Source organism: Parafrankia discariae, from assembly GCF_000373365.1.
GTDB classification, from domain to species: domain Bacteria; phylum Actinomycetota; class Actinomycetes; order Frankiales; family Frankiaceae; genus Parafrankia; species Parafrankia discariae.
In genome coordinates this window covers 15,339-29,962 of sequence record NZ_KB891250.1, presented here as the reverse complement: position 1 = coordinate 29,962, position 14,624 = coordinate 15,339, and the positions used below count along the sequence as shown (strand labels likewise).

At 72.2% G+C, this 14,624-nt stretch carries 14 protein-coding genes; all 14 read left to right on the top strand.

What is annotated here, in order from left to right; genetic code table 11:
• The first annotated feature begins 264 nt into the window (after positions 1-264).
• The 14 genes from B056_RS38190 (at position 265) to B056_RS45535 (ending at position 14,493) form a co-directional block, all read left to right on the top strand.
• On the top strand, positions 265-762 hold the full coding sequence (locus B056_RS38190) for an amidohydrolase family protein (RefSeq protein ID WP_018505008.1): 498 nt from the start codon (positions 265-267) through the stop codon (positions 760-762).
• A gap of 104 nt (positions 763-866) precedes the next feature.
• The gene (fxlM, locus tag B056_RS0127200; protein ID WP_018505007.1) at positions 867-2,060 is read left to right on the top strand and encodes a methyltransferase, FxLD system; all 1,194 of its coding nucleotides are present in this window, start codon (positions 867-869) and stop codon (positions 2,058-2,060) included.
• A 1,304-nt stretch (positions 2,061-3,364) separates the two neighbouring features.
• Positions 3,365-4,312, top strand: a complete 948-nt coding sequence (locus B056_RS45540) for a hypothetical protein (RefSeq protein ID WP_268258396.1) — start codon at positions 3,365-3,367, stop codon at positions 4,310-4,312.
• On the top strand, positions 4,309-4,998 hold the full coding sequence (locus B056_RS0127190) for an SAF domain-containing protein (RefSeq protein WP_230203217.1): 690 nt from the start codon (positions 4,309-4,311) through the stop codon (positions 4,996-4,998). Before B056_RS45540 ends, B056_RS0127190 begins: the two co-directional genes overlap by 4 nt.
• A 47-nt stretch (positions 4,999-5,045) precedes the next feature.
• Positions 5,046-5,930 (top strand): hypothetical protein, encoded by an 885-nt coding sequence (locus tag B056_RS38185; RefSeq protein ID WP_018505004.1) that lies wholly within the window; start codon positions 5,046-5,048, stop codon positions 5,928-5,930.
• The gene (locus B056_RS0127180) at positions 5,930-7,267 is read left to right on the top strand and encodes a CpaF family protein (RefSeq protein WP_018505003.1); all 1,338 of its coding nucleotides are present in this window, start codon (positions 5,930-5,932) and stop codon (positions 7,265-7,267) included. The genes B056_RS38185 and B056_RS0127180 overlap by 1 nt, the downstream gene beginning before the upstream one ends.
• A complete protein-coding gene (locus B056_RS0127175) occupies positions 7,261-8,136 on the top strand; it encodes a type II secretion system F family protein (RefSeq protein WP_018505002.1) in 876 nt (291 codons plus the stop codon). The genes B056_RS0127180 and B056_RS0127175 overlap by 7 nt, the downstream gene beginning before the upstream one ends.
• On the top strand, positions 8,133-9,029 hold the full coding sequence (locus B056_RS0127170) for a type II secretion system F family protein (protein WP_018505001.1): 897 nt from the start codon (positions 8,133-8,135) through the stop codon (positions 9,027-9,029). The genes B056_RS0127175 and B056_RS0127170 overlap by 4 nt, the downstream gene beginning before the upstream one ends.
• Before the next feature lie 58 nt (positions 9,030-9,087).
• On the top strand, positions 9,088-9,348 hold the full coding sequence (locus B056_RS0127165; protein ID WP_230203216.1) for a hypothetical protein: 261 nt from the start codon (positions 9,088-9,090) through the stop codon (positions 9,346-9,348).
• A gap of 149 nt (positions 9,349-9,497) precedes the next feature.
• The gene (locus B056_RS0127160) at positions 9,498-9,905 is read left to right on the top strand and encodes a TadE family protein (protein WP_018504999.1); all 408 of its coding nucleotides are present in this window, start codon (positions 9,498-9,500) and stop codon (positions 9,903-9,905) included.
• Positions 9,902-10,432 carry a TadE/TadG family type IV pilus assembly protein gene (locus B056_RS0127155; protein ID WP_018504998.1) on the top strand — a complete coding sequence of 177 codons (531 nt, stop codon included), beginning with the start codon at positions 9,902-9,904 and terminating at the stop codon, positions 10,430-10,432. The genes B056_RS0127160 and B056_RS0127155 overlap by 4 nt, the downstream gene beginning before the upstream one ends.
• Complete coding sequence (locus tag B056_RS0127150) at positions 10,429-11,127, top strand: hypothetical protein (protein WP_018504997.1); 699 nt, start codon at positions 10,429-10,431, stop codon at positions 11,125-11,127. The genes B056_RS0127155 and B056_RS0127150 overlap by 4 nt, the downstream gene beginning before the upstream one ends.
• Positions 11,120-11,554 (top strand): pilus assembly protein TadG-related protein, encoded by a 435-nt coding sequence (locus B056_RS0127145; protein ID WP_018504996.1) that lies wholly within the window; start codon positions 11,120-11,122, stop codon positions 11,552-11,554. Before B056_RS0127150 ends, B056_RS0127145 begins: the two co-directional genes overlap by 8 nt.
• A complete protein-coding gene (locus B056_RS45535) occupies positions 11,551-14,493 on the top strand; it encodes a BTAD domain-containing putative transcriptional regulator (protein WP_018504995.1) in 2,943 nt (980 codons plus the stop codon). Before B056_RS0127145 ends, B056_RS45535 begins: the two co-directional genes overlap by 4 nt.
• Positions 14,494-14,624 lie beyond the last annotated feature (131 nt).

Genomic DNA, 14,624 nt, shown 5'->3' with positions numbered 1-14,624 from the left:
GAACAGTGCGACCCGATCGGACTGCGACGCCATCGACACCTCATACGGAGAGTGATGCCGCAGATACTCCCACTCCGGGTGCCGGCCCAGGACGGCCATCACCACGCCCATGCCACACCGCGGGCCACTCCGAGGCCACGCCCACCACGTCGCTCGACCACACCGCCAGGTGGTCCCCAAACTCACCTACATTCGATCTTGACCCGAAGATCGAATGGTCCCCGTTCTCACCTACATCTGGTCCCCGTTCTCACTTGCAAAGCCATGCACCCCGACGATCCGCCCGAGGTCTCCCCGGGCACTGTGCCGTCGGTCCTCCTCGACGTGCCGGCGGACATCACCCGGGCCGCGGTCTCGCTCACCATGGCCGGGGTCCTCGACCGCTACCCGGGGATCCGCTGGATCCTCCCCTACGGCGGTGGCGCGTTCCCGTACCTCGCCGGGCGGCTCCTCCTCGGCCGCGGGCTGGGCTACGGCGCCGACCCGGCAACGGTGCGGGCCGCGCTGGGGCGGTTCTCCTACGACACCGCCGGGCCCATGTCCCCCTACGCCACCCCCACCCTGCTCGCCGCCACGGGGGCCGGGCGGATTCTTTACGGCTCGGACTCCCACACCCTGCCTCCGGCCGCCGTCACGGACGGCCTCACCCTGCTGCGCGCCGACCCGGCGCTGGACGCCGGTAGCGGGGTGGCGATCGCCCGCGGCAACGCGCTGCACCTGTTCCCCACCCTCCACCGTCGACTCGCCCAGCGCCGGTCCTAACCCGGGGGAGGGAATCACCTCACCCGAGACCCGATCAGGGCCCGCCACCACCACGCCCGCCGCATAACCCGCCAGCGGCAACCACACCGAAAGAGATCGTCCCCATGACCCTGCCCACCCGCGACAGTTCCCCCGACGCCCTGCACGCGGCGATGGTCCGCCGACTCGCCCGCTCCGGGAACGTCCTCACCGATGCCGTCGCCGAGGCGATGGCCGCCGTGCCCCGCCACCTGTTCCTGCCCGACACACCGCCGCGGATGGCCTACTCCGAGCAGGACATCATCACCAAACGTGTCACCGCCGACGGCCCGGCGCTGAGCTGGGCCTCAGCGCCCGGGACCATCGCCACAACACTCGAGCAACTCATCGTGCTTCCCGGCCAGAACGTTCTCGAGGTCGGCACCGGCACCGGGTACACCACCGCTCTCCTCGCCCATCTGACCGGCATGGGCGGACATGTCACCACCCTCGACATCGACCCCGACATCACCGCGGCGGCCCGCGACGTCCTCACCGCCACCGGCCACACCACGATCACCGCGCTCACCGGTGATGGCCGGCACGGCCACCCCGACGCCGCGCCCTACCAGCGGATCGTCGCCGCCGGCACCTGGGACATCCCGGCGGCCTGGTGGGACCAGCTCGCCCGCGGCGGCCGTCTCGTCGTCCCCCTACGCCTGCGCGGCGCGAGTTACAGCATCGGATTCGCCCACCGGGGCGACCGCATGGTCTCCGACACCATCGAACCCACCGGCCTCACACCCATGATCAGCGGTGAAGGAGAACGGACCGCGTCCATCCACCAGGACACCCTCGTCTGCCTGGTCTGGGATCACGACCAGCCGATCAGCAGCGCCGCCCTGAGCGGAGTCCTGCACCGTGACCGGGCGGTCGCGGTCTCCGGTGTCACGCTGGGCCGCAACACCCCGGTGGACGGTATCTGGCTCCGCCTCGCCGCGACCGAAGCGGGCTGCTGCCGTATCACCGCCCGAGGGCCCGCCGTCACCTCACAGCTGTGCACACCCGCGATCCCATCGGGGAGCCCCGCTCTCGTCGAGGAAGACTCCCTGGCCTACCTCACCCTCACCCGCGAGCGGTACGGGTACGCCCATGTCCTGGGCGCCATCGGGCACGGCCCGAAACGCCACCAGCTCACCGACAGGATCATCGCCGCGATCCACGCCTGGGATCGGGACCGCACCGCAGCACCCACGATCACCCTGCACCGCGGAACACCCAACACCACCCGAACCCGGATAATCACCAAAGGTGAGAACCGTCTGACGATCACCCCCTGACCTCGGCGCCGACCAAGGCGCAGCACGACCAACGCAAGCAACGAAGAAACCTCGGTGTCCCACCGGCCGGATCATCATCGGCCCGCCACAGCCCGCTCCGTGACGGCGTGTCCGCGCTGGGCGCGATCCCGGCCAGGGACAACCGCCTGCACATGGCCTCCCGATCAGCCCAGGTCCCTGAGCGCGACCAGGAGAGCGAGGCAGGAAGATGACGGTCCGTCGCGCCACGGAGCTTCGAGCACCCTGACCAGGACAGATTATTGATCCTCTGGGTTAAAACAATTTTGCAGGAACCTGCCATGCACTTGCATCGGCACGAGAAGACGCCCTCGGACCACCCCAGGGCCGTTACGTTGAGTCACCACCCGGCCTCACCGGACCGATCTGGCTACCCCGGAGCAAACGTCGGCGACACCACGCGATCGACAGATCGTTGCGTCGCTGGGGTCACGGAAGGCCAGGAACCTGACCAGCGGTTTTCCGTCTCCACGATCGCCGTCGGTCGCGGATCGGCCGCCGGGACCGACCGCCTGGCCGCAGCCCCTTGGCCTCCCGCCCGACCTTCACCCTTGAGACGATCGGACACTCAGAGTAGCTAGCCGTGGTTGCTTCGGCGCAGCCTAGACCGTTCCGCCCACCGTGTCTCCTGTGAGATTTACACCCCTTGTCCTTACTTGGCGTAGAGGGTCTATAACTCTCACACCTTGAGGGGGTCACTTAAGCGATGGGCACGGTTCAGATGGGTAACGGAACGTGAGGCGGCACGGATGGTCGCTCGGCGGCACGGTCGCCCTGCTGGCCCTGCTCGCAACCAGCGCCTGCGCCGACGGCACCAGCGACGCACCAGCGTCGGCCCGGCCCTCGCCCTCCCCAGCCAGCCCCACGGCGTCGTTGACCGCGGCCCAGGTCGCCGAGCGCGACGCGCTCGCCGCCTACCGGGGCATGTGGGAAGACTGGGTTGCCGTCGCGGAGACGTCCGATTATGAGAGTCCCAGGATGGCTCGGCATGCGAGTGGAAGCGCTCTGACGCTTGCCTATCGGGCGGTGTATACGAACTGGCAGAACGGGGTTGTTTCTAAGGGCTCCCCAGGGCTAAACCCTCGCATCACGGCAGCGGATCCTGCGGACCGACCGGAGCGGGTTACTGTGGTCGACTGCGTCGACACCACGCATTGGCTCAATTACAAGCCTGATGGCTCATTACAGGACGACGTACCGGGTGGGCGAAGCCAGTCGCAGGCGCTCGTTCTTTTTCGTGATGACGCTTGGAAAGTTGACCAGTTGGTCTTGCAGGACAAAGGAACATGCTGAAGGTCTCCTTCGCAATGCTAGGTGTGTCGATGTTTCTGATCGTTGTCGGTGCCGCTGCTCCGGCTCAGGCGGACGACTCGCTCCTTGGTGCCCGCTGCAGGCAGGCGGATAGATCATGTGATGTGTGGGCTGGCAGCCAAGGTCACGAACCCGGCGAGGTGTACCGTCAGCCGACGTACACGGTGCCCTCTGCGAGCAGTTCGGATGACTCGGCAGGATGCGATATTCCGGGAGTGGGCCCGGTTCCGTGTGTCGACCCTGAGCTGGGTTGGCTCGCCGCCGATTCCTGCTATTACCGGCATGCGCAGAATTTCACCCCACCTCAGTTCCTAACCCCGGAGGAGATTCCAGGAGTTCCTGGTTCCTGGTACGAACGGAAATGCGTTGGGATCAGTGGTAGCGGGGCGGTGGTGTGGCGGCCGGATGGGGTGATGGGGGCGGTGGTTCCGCCGTCGCCGGAGGTGGTGGCGCAGCGGGCCGTGAGCCAGCTGGTATTGCCGTCTCCGGTGGTGAAGGTGTCTCCCGGCCTGGATGTGGTGCAGATGGTGGGGGTTCCGGTGTGGTTGTGGATTTCGGGTGGGTGGGGGCCGGTGTCGGCGACGGCGGCGGTGCCGGGGGTGTCGGTGACGGCGACGGCGCGGCCGGTGTCGGTGTTGTGGGATTTCGGGGCGGGTGGGCAGGTCCGCTGTGCGGGCCCGGGGCGGGCGTTTCGGCCGGGTGTGGATGATCCGGCAGCCGGATCGGAGTGCTCGATCGCGTTCGCTCGTGGTTCGGCGGGTCAGCCGGGGGGCCAGTTCTCGTTGACGGTGACGGTGACCTGGCAGGTGGGCTGGGCGGGTGCGGGTCAGACCGGTGAAGCCGCGGGGCTGACATCCCAGACAGTCGCGTCGGTCGCGGTCGGGGAGGCACAGGGCCTGGTGCTGTCGGGGGCTCGACGGTGAGCGCGGCGGGGCGGGCGCGGCGTCGTGGGGATGTGCGTGGGCCGGTGCGGGAGGGGTCGCGGGGTGGGGCGGCGCGGCGGGCGCTGGTCGGGGTGCTGCTGGTCGCGCTGTCCGTCGCCGCCTTCCTCGTCATCAGCGGTGAGAGGGAGGGCCGGCGGGAGGTGCTGGTCGTGGCCCGTGATGTCCCGGCGGGCCGGGTGCTGACGGTGCAGGATCTGCGCCCGGTGTCGGTAGGTGCCGGGGCTGGGGTGGATGTGGTGGCCGCGGACGCGGTGGATGCGGTGGTGGGCCGGGTGGCGGTGGTGCCGCTGGTCGCGGGCAGCCTGCTACCCGCGGGTGCGGTCGGTGACCGGTCGCGGGTGCCACCGGCGGGGCAGGCAGTGGTCGGCGCCGCGTTGAAGGCGGGCCAGTTCCCGCCGGGGCTGATCCGCGGCGATGGGGTGTCGGTCATCCTCACCCCGGGGTCGACGAGCGCGGCTGACCCGACGGTTGCCGCACCCGCATCGGGCTCACCGGCGCGGTCGGTGCCAGGGCTGGTCGTGACGGTCCAGGGCGATGAGGCGGACCCGGCCGGGGCTGGTGGGGTGGTGGTGTCGCTGCAGATCGCGGAAGGGGACGCCGAGACGGTGGCGGAAGCCGCAGCAGCCGGGCGGGTCGCGCTCGTAGTTCAGGCGGTGTCCCGGTGAGTGGGCTGGGTTTGGTCGCGGTGGGGTCGGTGAAAGGCTCGCCGGGAGTGACGACGACGGCGCTCGCGCTGGCAGCGGTCTGGCCGACCGGCGTCGCGGATGTCGATCCGCTGTTGGTGGAGGCCGACCCGTCCGGTGGGGATGTGGCGGGCTGGTATCAGCGGCGGGGTTACCCGGGCCTGTTGAGTTGGGCGGCTGCCGCCCGCGGCGGAGCGGCCCCGGTGGGCGCGCACGTGTGGGAGCTCGCCGGTGGGGTGGGGCTGGTGGCGGCGCCGGTCGAGGCGGGTTCCGCCCGCGGAGCGGTCGCGGCCCTCGCCCAGACCGGGTCAGTGCCCGCGGCGGCGTCGGCCCGGCTGATCGTGGCGGACTGCGGCCGGCTCGACCCCGGCTCGGCCGCGTTGCCGATCGCCGGGGCGGGCGGGGTGCTGGCGGTGCTGGCGCGCCCGGTGCCCGCCGAGCTGGCCCGGGTGGCGGCGCGGGCCCGGGAACTGACCGGTGCGGGCCGCCGAGACTGTGTCCTGATCCTCGCCGGTGAACCGGCCTGGCCTACCGGACGGGTCGAGGACGCTGTCGGGCTGCCCGTGGTCGGGGTGTTGCCGCATCATCCACGGGCCGCGGCCAGCGTGGCCGGGGGCCGGTTCGGCAGGGGTGCCCGCCGCTCCCAGCTGCTGCGCGCCGCCGCAGGCATCGCCATCGCGCTCGATCGCCGGCTCGCCGCCCGGCCGGCGGGCCCATCGAGGGCTCTCACCGCACCGCCCATGATCGCGTCGCCGGGTCCACTGCCGCCGACGACGGGTGTCCACCTGCCTCCTCTGCCTCGCTCGACGTTCACCCTCGCGCGGCCAGGTGGGCGGGCCGCAGTGCCCGGGTGGGTTCCGACGATCCCTGACCCAGCCGGGGCATCCCCGGCACACCACCGGGAAGGCCCGTGATGACCGACGATGTAGAGGCGCTGGCGGCGCGGGTCCGGGTGCAGGTCGGGGCGGTGCTGTCCGCGCGGCTGCAAGCCCGAGAAGACCAGGGCCTCCCGCCGCTGGGCAGGGCGGATCAGCGGGCACTCACCTCCGAGCTGATCGCGGCGGTGTTGGCGCGGCACGCCCAGACCCAGCTCGCCGACGGCGGGCAGCTGCTGTCGGCCCACGTCGAAGAACACATCAGCCGAACCGTCCTCGACAGCCTTTACGGGCTGGGCGGGCTGCAACCGCTCCTCGACGATCCGAGCATCGAGAACATCTCGGTGAACGGCTGCGATGTGGTGTGGGTGCGCCGCTTCGACGGCCGCCGTGAACGCCTGCCCGCGGTGGCCCGCTCGGATGCCGAACTCGTCGAACTGGTCCGCACGGTCGTGGCACGCGCCGGGGTGGAGGAACGCCGCTGGGACCGGGCCTCCCCGGAGGTGTCCTGCCAACTGGCCGACGGCTCCCGGTTGCACGCGTTGATGGCGGTGGCGCACCGGCCGGTGGTATCGATCCGCCGCCACCGCTACCAGCAGATCACCCTGGATCAGCTCGTCACCGACCTCGGGATGCTCAACGCCGAGCTGCGGCATTTCCTGAACCGGCTGGTCCTGGGCCGACGGAACCTGCTCATCGCGGGCGGGACCGGCATCGGAAAGACCACCTTCCTGCGCGCACTCGCCGCGGACATCCCCTACACCGAGCGGATCATCACGATCGAGGACAGCTACGAACTGGGCCTGGACCGCGACGGCCAGCACGGCGACGTCGTCGCCCTCCAAGCCCGCCAACCCAACATCGAAGGCGAAGGCGAGATCAGCCAGGCTGACCTCGCCCGCTCCGCGCTACGGATGAGCCCCGACCGGGTGATCGTCGGAGAAGTCCGCGGCGCCGAGGTCATTCCGATGCTCAACGCGATGAGTATGGGCGTCGACGGGTCGATGGCCACCCTCCACGCCTCCTCCTCCGGCGCGGTCTTCCTCAAACTCGCCGCCTACGCCGCGCAGGCCACCGAACGACTCAGCATGGAAGCCACCATGCTGCTCGCGGCGAGCGCGGTGCATTTCGTCATCCACCTCGACTACACCCCCAACGGGCGGCGGGTCGTCTCCAGCGTCCGTGAGGTCGTCGGCGCCGACGGCATGATCATCACGACGAATGAGGTGTGGCGCCCCGGCCCCGACCGCGCCGCCGTCCCCGGCGCACCGCTGCGCCCCGACACCACAGCCCTGCTCGCCCGCGTCGATGACCACCGCTCGTCGCACGCCCCCAGGGCTGGCAGCGGCCCGGAGGGTGGCTGGTCGCCGTGGTGAACGCGGATGCCGGGGTGGTGCTCGCGGTCAGCTGCGGGACCGGCTGCGGGATCGGCCTGTGGCTGGCCGGGGCCGGCACCGCCCCGTTCACCACGGCGATCCGGGCGTGGGCGGGCCGGCGAATCGGGGGCCTGTCCCGTCAGGCCCGCGCCGCCCGCGCCCTCGGCGCCCTCACCGCCGCGCTCACGGTCGGGCTGCTCACAGGCTGGCCGGTGGCCGCCGCCCTCGCGGCGCTGGCGGTGCTCATCCTGCCAGGGCTGCTCACCTCCGGCCGGGCCGAGCAGGCCCAGACCGACCGGGTCGAGGCGATCGCGGTGTGGACGGAGATGCTGCGCGACACCCTCGCCGGCGCCGCCGGACTCGAACAAGCCATCCGCGCCACCGCACCGATCACCCCGGCCCCCATCCGCGCCGAAGTCGTGCAGCTCGCCACCGCCCTCGACGCCGGCACCCGCCTACCCGACGCGCTCGCCGTGTTCGCGGACGCGGTCGATGACCCGACCGCGGACCTGGTGGTCGCGGCGCTGGTGATGGCCGCGACCCGCCAAGCCCGCAACCTCGCCGACCTGCTGGGCCGGCTCGCCGCCGCCGCCCGTGACCAGACCGCGCTGCGGCTGCGCACCGCGGCGTCACGCGCCCGGATCCGTACCTCCACCCGGGTCATCGCCACCACCACCCTGGCCATGGCCTTCGGGCTTGTCGTGCTCTCCCCGGCGTTCGTCGAGCCCTACGATGATGCTGCCGGTCAACTGGTCCTGCTCGGTGTGGCCGGGCTGTTCGCCGCCGGCCTGACGTGGCTTTCCCGGATGGGCCGCACTCCGACCTCCGGAAGAATCCTCACCCGCCTGCCCGCGCGGAGCCGGCCATGACCGGCCTCCCGCTCGCCTGCGGCATCGCCACCGGGATCGGCCTGTGGCTGCTGTGGACCGCCCTGCGCCCCAGCAAACCCGACCTGCACCAGCTCATCGCCGACCTGCACCCCACCCCACCCACCCCCGACCAGCCAGCGACACCCGCGGGCAGGTGGGCCGCCCGCGCGGGACGTCCCCTCGCCCGCCGGCTCACCCCCGGCCAGTTCATCCCGGCCAGCATCAGCCGCGACATTGTCTCGCTTGACCGGGATCCCGCCACCCACCTCGCCGAGAAGATCAGCAGCGGGGTGGTCGGGTTCTTCCTGCTCCTCTTCCTGGCCGTCGTCCTCGCCGTCGGTGGGGTGAGGCTGCCCGTGGTGCTGCCGGCGGCGGGGGCGCTCGTCCTCGCCGCCGTCGGGTTCCTCGCACCGGATCTGGCCGTCCGCGCCGACGCCGCGGCCCATCGCCGAGCCCTACGCGCCGCCTTCTCCGCCTTCCTCGATCTGGTGGTGATCGCGTTGGCGGGCGGGGCCGGAGTCGAGCAGGCCCTCGATGACGCGGCGTCCATCGGCACCGGCCCCGCCTACACCCAGCTGCGCCGCGCTGTGGACACCGCCGTCCTCACCGGCACCCCGATCTGGACCACCCTGGCCGACCTCGGACACCGCCACACCATCCCCGACATCGTCGAGACCGCCGCCAGCGTGGAACTCGCTGGCGGGGAAGGCGCGAAGATCCGCGCCTCCCTCGCCGCCAAAGCCACCTCCATCCGCCTACGCGCCCTCACCGACGCCGACGCGGACGCCGCCGCGGCCACCGAACGCATGTCGCTACCCGTCGCCCTGCTCTTCCTCGGCTTCCTGCTCCTGATCGGCTACCCCGCCGTCGCCCGCGTCATGACCAGCCTGTGAGACGTCCGTGGGTTCGCCTATTCCGATTCCGACCCCGCCCGGAAGGATCCCTCCCGCCGTGCCTCGACTCCGCCGCGCCGGCCCCCGCGCCACCAACCGCAGCCCAGCAGCGGCAGCCACCGCCATGCTGCTCAGCCTGATCACCCTCACCTACGCCCGATTGCACGCATGGGAGACCAGGGCCCGTGAGGACGAGCGGGACGGCGGCTACAGCACCGAGACCGTCATCGTCACCGCGCTGCTGGTCGTCCTCGCGCTCGCCGTCATCGGGATCATCGGCCGGGCGCTGATCGACAAGGCCAACAGCATCGACCTATGATCACCAGCCTCGTCTCACACCCCCCACGGTCCACACGGCAGCGGCAAGCAGCCCGCACCCGGCGAGATACCCGCAGACCGGCATGCCAGCGCAACCCACATCCCGGCACCTCCCGCGTCCCCAACCGTGCCAAGGCAGCCCCGGCGTCCATGTCCCGCACCCGGGGGCCACAGAACCTGGCCCGCCGTCGGGAGTCCCGTGACGGCGGGGCGGTCAGCGTCGAGTTGGTCATCGCCACACCACTGCTGATCACCATGCTGCTGGTCGTCATCCAGTACGCCCTGTGGGCGCACGCCAGCCATGTGGCAGCCACCGCCGCCCGCCGCGGCGCGGACGCCGCCCGCGCCTACGGCGCCACCCCCACCGCCGGACCCGACGCCGCGCAGATCATCCTCGACCAGCTCGGCGACACCGTCCTCACCGACACACACATCCAGCTCGACACCCGACCCGAGACCATCACCATCACCATCACCGGGACCGCGATCAGCCTGCTACCCGGCATCTCCCTGCCGGTGACCGGTCACGCCACCGGCACTCGCGAGCGGTTCACATGAACCGTATTTTCTGGCTCTCCGGCCGGCCGCCACACGGCGAACCCGTCCAACCGGACGCGGACGGCGACGCGGGGTCGGCCGCGATCGAACTCACCCTGCTCGCACCGCTGATCATCCTGCTGTTACTGCTCATCGTCTACGCCGGGCGGGCGGTCAACGCCCGCGGCCAGGTCGACACCGCCGCGCACACCGCCGCCCGTGCCGCGAGTATCGCCCGCAGCCCCGCGCAGGCCGTCGCCGCCGCCGAGCAGGCCGTCGCTCCTGACCCCGCTGGAAGCGACGGCCCGTGCACCGCCCTGACCGTGCAGGTGGACACCAGCCAGTTCCGCCCTGGGGGTGTGGTCCGCGCCACCGTGGAGTGTCGGCTCGACCAGTCCGACCTCGCGGCCGGCTTGCCGATCCCCGGCCAGCGCACCCTCACCACCACCGCGAGCGCACCCATCGACGTCTACCGCGGGATCACCGTGACGGCGGCATTCTGGCCACCGGCTGGCACCGGCAAGTCCCTCCTGAGGGAGGTCGTGTGAGCCGACCTCCTCACGCCGCCGGCCGCCAGATCCGGGATCTGCTCCTCGCGTCGCGGTCGCTCGTCGCCGCGGTGCTCGCAGTGGTCCTCCTCGCCGGCGTGGCGTCCTGCGCCACACCCTCCCGGGTGGGGCGGGAGCAGCCCAGCTCCCCACCCTCCGCGCGATTGTTCGACCTCGATGCGCAGGGGCGTGTGCTTCTGGCCCGCGCAGCCGAGATCACGCGAAACGGTGTCCCGCTGGGGTTCCCGCACACCACCACCGGGGCGGTGTCGGCCGCGGTGGGCTGGATCTCGCTGCTGATGCCCCGCAGCGACGCCGACCAGACCGACATCTTCGCGACGATCGCCACCCCGGACTACCTGCAACGCACCGAAGGCGTCGTCGACGACGGCTACCAGCCCCCCGACCTGCCCGCGGGCAGCGCCCTGTTCTTCCGCCCGCTGGGCACCCAGGTCCTGACCACCCAGCCCGACCACACCACGATCGCTCTTCTCTACGCCAGCCGCGTCTCCGGCGACCACACACCCTCCGCGCCCCTCGTCGCGTCGGTGACCTGGGAACTGCTCTGGACCGGAGACGACTGGCGCCTCGACAACATCCACCCCACCCCGGCCTCCGCCCGGCTACGGGTACCGTCCTCCGACAGCCCAGCCGCGGTCACCACGGCCGGCTGGGACCGGTTCCGCCGTGCCTGACCGCACCCGGGACACCGGGACGGTGACAGCGTTCTTCCTCGTGCTCACCATCGCCCTGCTCGGGGTGACCGGCCTGGTCGTGGACGGCGGGATCGCGCTGGACCGCAAATCGGCCGCGGTCAGCCTCGCCGCCGAAGCCGCCCGCGCCGGCGCGCAAGCCCTGGACCTGGCCGACTACCGGGCCAGCGGGATCGTGCACCTCGACCCGGCCGCCGCCCGGCGCCGCGCCGAGCAGTACCTCGCCGGCAGCGGCGCGCAGGGGACCGTCACCGCAACGGCCACCACGGTGACGGTGCAGGTCACCGTCACCGTCCCCACCCAGCTCCTGGGCATCGTCGGCGTCGACACGCTCACCGTCACCGGCCACGCCAGCGCCGCCCCCATCCATGGCGTCACCGCCCCCGCGAACCCGGCAGGCATCCCGTGAGCCGCCGGGCCCAACCACGCCGGGTCAGAGCGCTACACCGACTCGGGGGCCTACTGCGCGCCCTCGCCGGCCTCACCGCCGCCGGCACCGTCCTGGGCGCCGCACCCGCCGCGATGTGGCGCCTGATCGGCTGGCCTCTGCCCGACCACGCTCCAAACTGGGCGGAGATCGTCGACACCGCAAGCTCACCACTCACCCAGAACCTGATCCTCGGCCTGATCGGCGTCCTGTTCTGGTACACCTACACGCTGATCCTGCTGTCGGTCGCCGTGGAAGTCGTGGCCACCGCCGGCGGCTTCAGCCGGCCCCGGCTGCCCACCGCCGGGCCCGCCCAAGCGTTGGCCGCGGTCCTCGTCGGCATGATCCTCGCCGGCCTGCTCACCGCCACCACCCGCACCAGCACCCCCCCGCCCACAGCCACAGTCCTCACCGCCTACCCACGGCCCGCACCCGTCACCGCCACCGCCAACCCCACGCCGGCCACGGATCCCGCCACCATCGCACCGGCCGGGCCGACCTGCGCCGTCGCCCCCTACGACACCCTCTGGTCACTCGCCGAATACTGGTTGCACGGCGATGGGCTGCGCTGGCACGAGATCTGGACCTTGAACCAGGGCCGCGTCCAACCCGACGGCGCTGCTCTCACCAGCCCCGACCTGCTGCGCCCCGGCTGGATCCTGCGCCTTCCTCCCGACGCCCAACCCCCCACGGCACCGGCGACACCTGGCAGCACCATCCCGCCCCGTGCGGCCAGTCCCGCCACGCCACACGCAGCCAACCCGGTACCCCTGCCGCCGACGGCCACCGCGCCGTCCGCGCCGAATACCTCTCCACCCGTCCCTTCTGCTCCGGGGTGGACCCCGACCATCCCCGCGGACCCGCGCCCCTCCGCCCCCGGACCGGCCCCGCACACCATCCCGGCCCCGCACACCGACACACCCGCACCCCCCCTGGCCCCACCCGGCCAGGACCGGCCGATCCGGCTGCCCTCCGGTGCGGTTCTCCCCCTGGGCCTCATCACCGCGCTCGCCGCCGCTGTGGTCGCCGCCCGGCTCCTGCGCTCCCGCCGCCGCCGCGTGCCGACCCCACCCGGCCAGCCCACCCCCACCGACCCACCGCTACCCCTGGTCGTCCGCGAGATCCTGCGCGCCAGCCGACCACCCACCGCCGACGCCGACGCCGACGCCGACGGCGACGGCGACGGCGACCGGCAGGGCCCCGCACCGGTCGGCGACTCCGAACCCGCACCACCACCCACGCCGCGCACCCCGCCACAGCGCCCGCCCGCCGGCCCGTCGCTGGCATCCCGCCCGGCCGACACCAGCCCCGCCATGGCCGGGGATGTGGACGGGCCTCTCGCGGAACTGCTGCGCACCGGACGGCTCGACCTGCGCGGCCCGGCCGCCCCCGCCGCGGCCCGCGCCGTCATCCTGAGCGCCCTCGCCGACCACCACCGCGACCGGACCAGCTGGCCGGCACGGCTGATCGTCCCGCAGGATGTCGTCACCCTGCTCGACCTGTCCGGCCCGCTGCTCGACGCGCTCCCTCAGATCACCGTCACCGCCAGCACCGACGCCGCGCTCGACCTCGCTGACCGCGAGGCGCTGCGCCGCGCCCGGCTCACCGACGACATCGGCGCGACCAGCCTCGACGAGTTCCGCGCCGCGTTTCCCGACGAGATGATCCCCACCGTCCTGCTCCTCGCCGCCACCCCCAGCCTCCGCGACGGACGGCTCGCAGCCCTGACCCACAGCAGTGCCCACCTCGGCATCTACACCGTCACCCTCGACCTCACCGTCGACCCGGACGGCGACGATCAGCCACCGCTGCCCTGGCAGCTCACTCCCGCCCAAGCCAGCGACCTGCTGCACATCCTCACCGACGCCGCCGACCAGCCCACCCCCACCGCCGAACCCTCGCCCCCCGTCGAAACACCCGCCCACCTCCCGCCGCACCCGCCTCGGGTCGATGCCCTCCCCGCGCCCCCGACGGTGACGCCACCCTCCCCCGAACCGGGCCTATCACCCGCGACCGTGGCCCCACCGGCCGGTGAACCAGCCGCCACCAGCACAGCCGCACAACCCGCGGAACAGACCAGCCACCCCGACCAGCCAGGCAGGCGGGTGCGGCTGGTCCTGTTCGGCCGGCCCGCCGTGCACCTCGACAGCACGCCCCTCGCCAGCGGGCTGCGGACCCTCAGCCTGGAGATCGCCGCTCATCTCGCCGTCCACCCCGGCGGTGTCACCGGGGACCGGCTCGCCGCCGATCTCCTGCCCGACCAGGACCCGACCCGCGCCCGCAACCAGATCTACCGCGGTGTCGCCGCCCTGCGCGACACCCTGCGCACCGCCACCGGCGACCCCACCCTCACCCCCATCCTCAGTGGCAAGGCTGGCTACCGCCTCGACCCGGCCGTGGTCACCGTCGACCTGTGGGAGTTCGACACGGCGCTACACGCCGCCGGACACGCCCCCGACGACCCCGCCCGCATCACCGCACTCACCCGCGCCGCCGACCTCGCCACCAGCACACCGCTCGGGGACACCGCCTACGACTGGTCCACCCCGACCGTCACCGACCTGGAACACCGCGCGGTCGACGCGCTCGCCGACCTCGCCGACCTACACGCCGACGACCACCCCGAACAAGCCCTGGCCTACCTCGAACAGGCCCTCACCCTCGCACCCACGGTCGAGGACCTTTACCGGCATGTCATGCGTCTGCACGCCGCCCGAGCACGGCCCGACGCGGTGCGCCGCACCTACCAGCGCCTGCGCGACGCCCTCGACGCTCACGGCCTCGACGTCGATCCCACCCCCGAAACCCAGACACTGCTCGCCCGCCTCACCCGCACCCCACCCAAGCCCCCACCCACCCAGACCGGCCCCAGGCGCATCATCCGACCCGCCACCACCCCGCCGGCCGGAACACCCCAGTAGTTGACATGGAAATTTTTTCCCACACCAAAGAAAGGAGATTCACCGACGCCGACACAGTCGCCGAACGGCCAGGCAAAGATTTCCCGGTTTCCTTTACCGCCGTCTGGGCCTCCAGCCGTCCGGGGTGCACC